The organism is Pseudomonas sp. NPDC087346, assembly GCF_044744235.1.
Lineage (GTDB): Bacteria > Pseudomonadota > Gammaproteobacteria > Pseudomonadales > Pseudomonadaceae > Aquipseudomonas.
This window is the reverse complement of the sequence record NZ_JBIUXX010000025.1, coordinates 82,313-91,057: the sequence shown is the minus strand read 5'-3', so window position 1 is coordinate 91,057 and position 8,745 is coordinate 82,313. Positions and strand designations below refer to the sequence as shown.

General features: G+C 59.6%; 7 protein-coding genes. 5 read left to right on the top strand and 2 right to left on the bottom strand.

The window, feature by feature from the left end; translation table 11 throughout:
* Positions 1–440: 440 nt before the first annotated feature.
* A complete protein-coding gene (locus ACIOZM_RS16675; protein WP_401215822.1) occupies positions 441–1,916 on the bottom strand; it encodes an inorganic phosphate transporter in 1,476 nt (491 codons plus the stop codon).
* Positions 1,917–2,289: 373 nt separating this feature from the next.
* A complete protein-coding gene (locus tag ACIOZM_RS16670; protein ID WP_401215820.1) occupies positions 2,290–2,490 on the bottom strand; it encodes a hypothetical protein in 201 nt (66 codons plus the stop codon).
* Positions 2,491–3,142: 652 nt separating this feature from the next.
* Here ACIOZM_RS16670 and pcaR point away from each other — a divergent pair.
* From pcaR to pcaF, 5 genes are all read left to right on the top strand, one after another.
* Positions 3,143–3,985 carry a pca regulon transcriptional regulator PcaR gene (gene pcaR / locus ACIOZM_RS16665; protein ID WP_401215819.1) on the top strand — a complete coding sequence of 281 codons (843 nt, stop codon included), beginning with the start codon at positions 3,143–3,145 and terminating at the stop codon, positions 3,983–3,985.
* 294 nt (positions 3,986–4,279) lie between these two features.
* Positions 4,280–5,626, top strand: coding sequence for an MFS transporter (locus ACIOZM_RS16660; protein ID WP_401215817.1), 1,347 nt, complete (start codon positions 4,280–4,282; stop codon positions 5,624–5,626).
* A gap of 279 nt (positions 5,627–5,905) precedes the next feature.
* The gene (locus ACIOZM_RS16655; RefSeq protein WP_401215816.1) at positions 5,906–6,763 is read left to right on the top strand and encodes a CoA transferase subunit A; all 858 of its coding nucleotides are present in this window, start codon (positions 5,906–5,908) and stop codon (positions 6,761–6,763) included.
* Positions 6,760–7,542 carry a CoA-transferase subunit beta gene (locus ACIOZM_RS16650; RefSeq protein ID WP_401215824.1) on the top strand — a complete coding sequence of 261 codons (783 nt, stop codon included), beginning with the start codon at positions 6,760–6,762 and terminating at the stop codon, positions 7,540–7,542. The genes ACIOZM_RS16655 and ACIOZM_RS16650 overlap by 4 nt, the downstream gene beginning before the upstream one ends.
* Entirely contained in the window at positions 7,539–8,744 is a 1,206-nt protein-coding gene (pcaF, locus tag ACIOZM_RS16645) for a 3-oxoadipyl-CoA thiolase (RefSeq protein WP_401215815.1), read from the top strand. The genes ACIOZM_RS16650 and pcaF overlap by 4 nt, the downstream gene beginning before the upstream one ends.
* The last annotated feature ends 1 nt before the right edge of the window (position 8,745 follow it).

Here is an 8,745-nt window from a genome sequence, read left to right as displayed (position 1 = left end):
CAGGCATATTCGTAGCCCACAGGTGCATGTTCCTTCCTATCTTGCTGACCAATTCCAGCGCTATCAGTATGGAAGAAGAAAGAACGGACGACCTATATCGGCAGGCCGAGCGTAGGTGTCCATCCGGGGGTTAGGCGCGCAGCGCCGTGCGGCGCAGCCGCGCACATCGAGAGGAGGTGCCGCGAAGCAAACCGTAGGCGATGCCCCCGGATGGACACCGTAGCTCGGGAACCCCGAGCCCCAGCGAGCGGGCCGTACGCCCGGGGCAAAGCCTTTTGGTTCCTTTTTGGCGTTTGAAAAAGGGGCTCGCTGTAAGAGCGAAACCGCCAGCGGCAACACCCGCAGCAACGGATATGTCCCAAAACCCCAAAACCCCAAAACCCCAAAAACAAAAAAGGCGCGATCCTTTCGAATCGCGCCTTTTTCAGTTCAGCTATCTATCAGCTACCCAATGCCTTGGATGCCAGCCAGAACAGGCCGGCCGACAGTCCGACCGTCGCTGGCAGGGTCAGGACCCATGCCAGCAGGATGGTGCGAACGGTGCCGCCTTGCAGGCCGCTTTTGTTGGCGACCATGGTGCCGGCCACGCCCGAGGACAGGACGTGGGTGGTGGACACCGGCAAGCTGAAGATGTTGGCCAGGCCGATCAAACTGGCGGTAGTAATCTGCGCCGACATGCCTTGCGAGTAGGTCATGCCTTGTTTGCCGATCTTCTCACCGATGGTCAGTACTACGCGTTTCCAGCCGACCATGGTGCCCAGGCCGAGGGCCAGTGCTACCGCCAGAATTACCCAGAACGGGGCGTATTCGGTGGTGGTGGTCAGGTCTTTGCGCAGTTTGTCCAGGTCAGCTTTTTCGCGTGGCTCAAGGCCTGGCAGTTTACCGACTTTCTTCGCGGTGTCGTCCAGGCACAGCAGGTAGCGACGTACCTCGACGCGGCTTTCCGACGACAGCGAATGGTAGTCCGCTACACCTTTAAGGGTGCCGAGCAGGGCGTTGATGGTCGGTTCGGTCTGCTGCGGGTTGCAGCGGAATTTCTCCGGCAGGTCGCCTTCTACGCTTTTGCCCAGGGCCAGGAACTCACCAAGCGAATCGGAATTGCGCTTGTAGAACTGGCTCAAGTGCAGGGTCGCATCGCGGGTGCGTTCGATCTGGTAAGTGGTGCTGCTCAGATCGAGCACGAACTGCGCCGGCACGATACCGATCAGAACCAGCATGATCAGGCCGATGCCTTTCTGACCATCGTTGGAACCGTGCACGAAGCTCACAGCCATCGCCGAGATCACCAGAACCAGACGGTTCCAGAACGGCGGGTGCTTCTTGTCGTCGAGCTTGCGGCGCTGTTCAGGCGTCTTGTGCATCTTCGACAGCGGGCGCCACCATTTCAGGCCGATCAGGATCAGCGCTGCAATGAGGAAACCGGCCATTGGCGAGAACACCAGCGAGGCGCCGATATCGATCGCTTTCTGCCAGTTCACACCGTCAGCCAACGGAATGTCGTTGATCAGGGCGTTCGCCAGACCAACACCGAGGATCGAGCCGATCAGGGTGTGGGAGCTGGAGGCCGGGATACCGAAGTACCAAGTGCCCAGGTTCCAGGTGATGGCGGCGGCGAGCAGCGAGAACACCATTGCCAGACCGTGACCCGTGTTCACATTGATCAGCAGTTCCACCGGCAGCAAGTGGACGATGGCATACGCCACGCCAACACCACCCAGCAGCACGCCGAGAAAGTTGAACACACCGGAAAAGAACACCGCGAGGTGAGGCGGCATGGCTTTGGTGTAGATAACAGTGGCTACCGCGTTAGCGGTGTCATGAAATCCATTGATGAACTCGAAGGCGAGGACAAAAGTCAGGGCGAGCAAGAGGCTCACAAGCACCCAGGCATCCAGTCCGCTGAATAAATCGATCATGAAGGTTTTCTGACCCGGTCATAAGGGGGCGCGATTATGCCAGAAAAGACTGGAAATCGATGCCCTACCTGCTAATCGGTCACACACATCGACGATTTAATTTGTTGCAATGCGTTAAAGCCGAGTTTTTTACAGGGTTTTTCAAGTCATTGATTGGCCTGGAGAAAAACTCTGAAATCGGGCTTTTGACCCGCGTCGGAAAGGGCTGAAACGCTTGTGTGAAATATCTCTGAAACGAGTCGGACATGCTCCATTCCCGTGCAGGACGGGGGAGTGGCCGCCGCCCGCGGGTAGCGGGCGTGCAAGGCAACGTCTATTCACCGTGCTTGTAGCCGGTGCGACGCAGACCCTGGAAAGACTCAAATCCGCAGGCTCATGGCTCTTCGGTTTTGAGTTCCTTTTCCATTTTTTCAAGTTCTTGCTGGAAAACCTGATCCTGAACGGTGGCGCGCTTACGCCAGGGTTTGCGTTCCGGTTCTGGTTGAGCGGCGTAGGTGGTGACTTCCCCGCCGTAAACATCCTTGTAACGTTGTTCCTGGCGCTCAAGTTCCGCGCGCAGTTCGTCTTTCGTCACAGTGCTACCTGTTTGAGTTGAGATAAATGTCTGGTGAACGCACGGCAACGGTCGCAAGAACGAATCCACCGAGGAGCAATGCCTGAACAGGCATTGGTGTAATCGGAGGGCGATCAAGACTTCCATGTTGCTGGGCGGCTACGGCACCAGATTAAAACTGACGCAGCATCAGTTTCCTGTTTCAGCGCGCACTGGCGATACATGCATAAATGAACGTCAGGCGGCGGCCTGGGCTGACAGCAATAGGCATTGCGTCAACGGCGGGCGCCATCGGCCAATGAAAACGCGGCGCCACTGAGGTGCATTATAGCGGCCGATTCGGGAATGACTATCTTTGCCAAGTTAAAAACGGTTCGGGATGTGTGATTGTTTTGTGACTGACAAATTTTATCGGTAGTTGAAGTCTGGTCTTTTCGTTATTTACGTCGCGTTCTGTTTCTGGCGCCATTAAGTCGAACAACTAAGACACCGCTGTCCAAGTTGAGCAAGTTCCCCGGCACGCAACATGAAGCGCGCCGTTGGCGGCGAGGCCGCTGATTGCGATTATCGGTCGTCGGTTCGATAATCGCACAATGTTCAGGGCTGGACGCTTGTGCATCTGCCCGCGAATCGTTTGTATAGCCGCTGATCCGTGCCGGAAAAAGGACCTGAAATGAACGATCAAATGCGCAATTCCTTCACCTCCGTGGCGCCGCCGATTGTCGCCTCGCCGGCCAAACGCATCCAGGCCCTGACCGGTGATCCGGACTTCATGACCTCGCTGGCCCGTGGTCTGGCAGTGGTGCAGGCATTTCAGGAGCGCAAGCGGCACCTGACCATCGCGCAGATCAGTCACCGCACGGAAATTCCCCGCGCCGCCGTGCGCCGTTGCCTGCACACCTTGATCAAACTCGGCTACGCCACCACTGATGGCCGCACCTATTCGCTGCTGCCGAAAGTGCTGACCCTCGGTCACGCTTATTTGTCGTCGACGCCGTTGGCGGTTTCGGCCCAGCCCTATCTCGACCGCATGAGCGAGCAACTGCACGAGGCCTGCAATATGGCCACGCTGGAGGGCGACGACATTCTTTACATTGCCCGCTCGGCAACCACGCAACGGCTGATTTCGGTGGATCTGTCGGTCGGCGGGCGCTTGCCGGCCTATTGCACATCGATGGGACGGATTCTGTTGGCGGCGCTCGACGACACATCCCTGCGCGAACACCTCGACCATGCCGAACTGGTGGCCAAGACCAGTCGCACATTGCACACCCCGGACTCTTTGCTCGAATGTCTGCAAGAAGTGCGGCAGCAGGGTTGGTGCATCGTCGATCAGGAACTGGAGCAAGGTCTGCGCTCGATTGCCGTGCCGGTGTACGACGCATCCGGGCAAGTGGTGGCCGCGCTCAATGTCAGCACCCACGCTGGCCGAGTCAGCCGCACCGAGCTGGAACAGCGCTTCCTGCCGGGGCTGTTGAGTGCCAGCCGCGACCTGAGTGCGCAGTTGTTTGCCTGATGAAGCTGTTCGATAAACGCACAGTGTTGCGTTTATCGAATTGACGCTAAAACCCTCGGGTCATTAATGTCGCGGCAGCGTCATCCGGCGCTGACCGCCAAGTGTCAGCCCGATTGCCGACTCCCATAATAATGACAAGAGGCAACACCCCATGAGCACGTTCCCCGACTGTCGCCACTCCCGTTGCTGTTGCCAGGTTGCGCGCAACGCCTGATTCAAACCTTCTATTCTTGTGCCCGTGCCGCTCTTTGGCCGGCCGCCGTTCGACTGCGTTTTTTGCGTGGAATAAAAATAATGAACCAGCCTCAGTCCGCTGTGGGTAACTGCCTCGACGTGCAGTCCTTCATCAATGCCCAACCGATCTCTCGCTATCAGTGGCGAGTGGTGATCCTGTGTTTCCTGATTGTGTTCCTCGATGGCCTCGACACCGCGGCGATGGGTTTTATTGCGCCGGCACTCTCGCAGGACTGGGGCATCGACCGCGCCAGCCTTGGCCCGGTGATGAGCGCCGCGTTGATCGGCATGGTCTTCGGCGCACTGGGTTCCGGTCCTTTGGCTGACCGCTTCGGACGAAAAGTCGTACTGGTCGGCGCGGTAATACTGTTCGGCGCGTTCAGTCTGGCCTCGGCCTACAGCACTAATGTCGAGCAACTGTTGGTGCTGCGTTTCCTCACCGGACTGGGTCTGGGTGCGGGCATGCCGAATGCCACGACGCTGCTCTCGGAATACACCCCGGAGCGCAAGAAATCACTGCTGGTGACCAGCATGTTCTGCGGTTTCAACCTCGGCATGGCCGGTGGCGGGTTCATTTCGGCGAAGCTGATTCCGGCCTTCGGCTGGCACGCGCTGCTGCTGATCGGCGGGATTCTGCCGTTGATTCTCGCAGTGGTGCTGTTGTTCTGGCTGCCGGAATCGGCGCGTTTTCTTGTCGTGCGTAACCGTGGCACCGACAAGGTGCGCAAGACCCTGGCGCCGATTGACCCAGCCGTGGTCGCTCAGGCATCGAGTTTCAGCGTGCCGGAACAGCAAACCGTCAAGGCGCGCAACGTGTTCGCGGTGATTTTCTCCGGCACCTACAGCACCGGCACTTTGCTGCTGTGGCTTACCTATTTCATGGGGCTGGTGATCGTGTACTTGCTGACCAGTTGGCTGCCGACGCTGATGCGCGACAGCGGCGCGAGCATGGAACAGGCGGCATTCATCGGTGCTTTGTTCCAGTTCGGCGGGGTGTTGAGCGCGGTCGGCGTAGGCTGGGCGATGGACCGGTTCAATCCGCACAAGGTTATTGGCATTTTCTACCTGCTGGCCGGGGTGTTTGCCTACGCGGTGGGGCAGAGCCTGGGCAACATCACGTTGCTGGCGACGTTGGTGCTGGTGGCGGGGATGTGCGTCAACGGCGCGCAATCTGCGATGCCGTCGCTGGCGGCGCGGTTTTATCCGACTCAGGGCCGGGCGACCGGGGTTTCATGGATGCTGGGGATTGGCCGGTTTGGTGCGATTCTCGGGGCGTGGATGGGCGCGACGTTGTTGGGGTTGGGCTGGAATTTTGAGCAAGTGTTGACGGCGTTGGTGATTCCGGCGGCGTTGGCTACTGCGGCGGTGGTGATTAAAGGCATGGTCAGTCATGCGGATGCGACTTGAGTTGAGAAGCGCAGATTTTCGCTGAATGTTCGGGCCTCATCGCGAGCAGGCTCACTCCTACATTTGGAATGCATTCCCCTTGTAGGAGTGAGCCTGCTCGCGATGCTTTTGCTTTTTTGGTTGATTGTTAGGTTGATAACAATCTGTTCGATAAACGAACACTCAGTCGATTATCGGATTGTTTGGCGATTTTCAGCGGCTTAATCTGCAGTGACTCCGGCGCCGCACCTCGCGCCTTTTTATCACTGGCGATCCATTACAAAAACGGGAGCCCGCTCCATGGCTGAGATCCTTTCGCTGCACGACGCGGTGAAGCAATTCGTCAACGACGGCGATACCGTCGCGCTCGAAGGCTTCACTCACCTGATCCCTACGGCCGCAGGTCATGAAATCATTCGCCAGGGCAAGAAAGATCTGACGCTGGTGCGGATGACGCCTGACCTGATCTACGACCAACTGATCGGCGCCGGTTGTGCGCGCAAACTGATTTTCTCCTGGGGTGGTAATCCTGGCGTCGGTTCGCTGCACCGTCTGCGTGACGCCGTCGAGAAGCAATGGCCGCACGCACTGGAAATCGAAGAGCACAGCCACGCCGACCTGGCGAATGCCTACGTCGCTGGCGCCTCGGGCCTACCGTTCGCAGTGCTGCGTGCCTACGCCGGTTCTGACCTGCCGAAGGTCAATCCGCTGATCAAATCCGTGACCTGCCCATTTACCGGCGAAGTGCTGGCGGCGGTGCCGTCGGTGCGTCCCGACGTGACGGTGATCCACGCGCAGAAAGCCGACCGCCAAGGCAACGTGTTGCTGTGGGGCATTCTCGGCGTGCAGAAGGAAGCCGCACTGGCGGCCAAGCGCTGCATCGTCACCGTTGAGGAAGTCGTTGATGATCTGAAGGCGCCGATGAACGCCTGCGTATTGCCGACCTGGGCCCTGAGCGCGGTTTGCCATGTGCCGGGTGGTGCGCATCCGTCCTACGCCCACGGTTACACCGAACGCGACAATCGTTTCTATCAGGCGTGGGACCCGATCGCCCGTGACCGTGAGACGTTTACCGCGTGGATCAACGAATACGTCCATGGCTGCGCTGACTTCAGCGAGTTTCAGGCCAAATTGGCCGCTGCTTCGGAGGCCAAATAATGACTTACACCACCAATGAAATGATGACCGTCGCCGCCGCCCGCCGACTGAAGAACGGTTCGGTGTGCTTCGTCGGCATCGGCTTGCCGTCGAAAGCTGCGAACCTGGCACGCCTGACGTCTTCGCCTGATGTGGTGCTGATCTACGAGTCGGGCCCGATTGGTGCCAAGCCAAGCGTGCTGCCGTTGTCCATCGGTGACGGCGAACTGGCTGAAACCGCCGACACCGTCGTTCCGACCGGTGAGATTTTTCGCTATTGGTTGCAGGGCGGCCGCATCGACGTTGGTTTTCTTGGCGCTGCGCAGGTTGACCGCTTCGGCAACATCAACACCACCGTGGTCGGTGATTACTTCTCGCCGAAAGTACGTCTGCCGGGTGCCGGTGGCGCGCCGGAAATCGCTGGCTCGGCGAAAAGTGTGCTGATCATCCTTAAACAGTCGGCGCGCTCGTTTGTCGAGAAGCTCGATTTCATTACCTCGGTCGGGCACGGCGAGGGCGGTGATTCACGTAAACGTCTGGGCCTGCCGGGCGCCGGACCGGTCGGCATCATCACCGATTTGTGCACCATGGAACCCGAGGCCGGCACTCACGAATTCGTGGTCACCGCACTGCACCCGGGCGTGACCCGCGAGCAAGTGATTGCCGCCACAGGTTGGGCGATTCGTTTTGCCGACAGCGTCGAGCAAACCGCCGAGCCCACCGACATCGAACTCACCGCGCTGCGTGATCTTGAAGCCCGCACCGCAGCCGCCCACGGCCAGGCGCCGGGAGAAGCATGATGCGTGACGTGTATATCTGCGATGCGATCCGTACTCCGATCGGCCGTTTTGGCGGTGGTCTGGCGGCGGTGCGTGCCGATGATCTGGCCGCCGTGCCGATCAAGGCGCTGATGGAGCGCAATCCCTCGGTGGACTGGAGCGCTATCGATGAGGTGTTCCTCGGCTGCGCCAACCAGGCCGGCGAAGACAACCGCAACGTGGCACGCATGGCGCTGCTGTTGGCGGGGCTGCCGGAAAGCGTTCCTGGCGTAACCCTCAATCGTCTCTGCGCTTCGGGCATGGATGCCATCGGCACCGCATTCCGCGCGATTGCCAGCGGCGAGATGGAGCTGGCGATTGCCGGTGGCGTCGAATCGATGTCCCGTGCGCCGTTCGTGATGGGCAAGGCTGACGCGGCGTTTTCGCGCAACATGAAACTGGAAGACACCACCATCGGCTGGCGTTTCATCAACCCATTGATGAAGGCGCAGTACGGCGTTGATGCAATGCCGCAAACCGCCGACAACGTCGCCGATGACTATCAAGTGTCCCGCGCCGATCAGGACGCGTTCGCCTTGCGCAGTCAGCAGCGCACCGCCGCCGCGCAGGCCGCAGGTTATTTCGCCGAAGAGATCGTCGAAGTGCGGATCGCCCACAAGAAGGGCGAAACCGTGGTCAGCCAGGATGAACATCCACGCGCCGACACCACGCTTGAAGCACTGAGCAAATTGAAACCGGTCAATGGTGCGGACAAGACTGTCACCGCCGGCAATGCCTCGGGGGTCAACGACGGCGCCGCCGCACTGATTCTCGCCTCGGCTGACGCGGTGAAAAAACACGGTCTGACCGCCCGCGCCAAAGTGCTCGGCATGGCCAGCGCCGGCGTGGCGCCGCGAGTCATGGGTATCGGCCCGGTGCCAGCGGTGCGCAAACTCATTGAGCGGCTCGGTGTGGCGGTCAGCGATTTTGATGTGATCGAACTCAACGAAGCGTTCGCCAGCCAAGGCTTGGCGGTACTGCGGGAACTGGGATTGGCGGACGACGCGCCGCAGGTCAACCCGAACGGCGGTGCAATTGCTCTCGGCCATCCGCTGGGCATGAGCGGTGCGCGTCTGGTACTGACCGCGCTGCATCAACTGGAAAAGACTGGCGGCAAGAAAGGTCTGGCGACCATGTGCGTCGGTGTCGGCCAAGGTCTGGCCCTGGCCATCGAACGCGTCTGAC

Excerpts from the sequence above, each read along its gene's own strand:
- ACIOZM_RS16675 (WP_401215822.1), bottom strand. The coding sequence starts at position 1,916 with ATGATCGATTTATTCAGCGGACTGGATGCCTGGGTGCTTGTGAGCCTC.
- pcaR (WP_401215819.1), top strand. The coding sequence starts at position 3,143 with ATGAACGATCAAATGCGCAATTCCTTCACCTCCGTGGCGCCGCCGATT.
- ACIOZM_RS16660 (WP_401215817.1), top strand. The coding sequence starts at position 4,280 with ATGAACCAGCCTCAGTCCGCTGTGGGTAACTGCCTCGACGTGCAGTCC.
- ACIOZM_RS16655 (WP_401215816.1), top strand. The coding sequence starts at position 5,906 with ATGGCTGAGATCCTTTCGCTGCACGACGCGGTGAAGCAATTCGTCAAC.
- pcaF (WP_401215815.1), top strand. The coding sequence starts at position 7,539 with ATGATGCGTGACGTGTATATCTGCGATGCGATCCGTACTCCGATCGGC.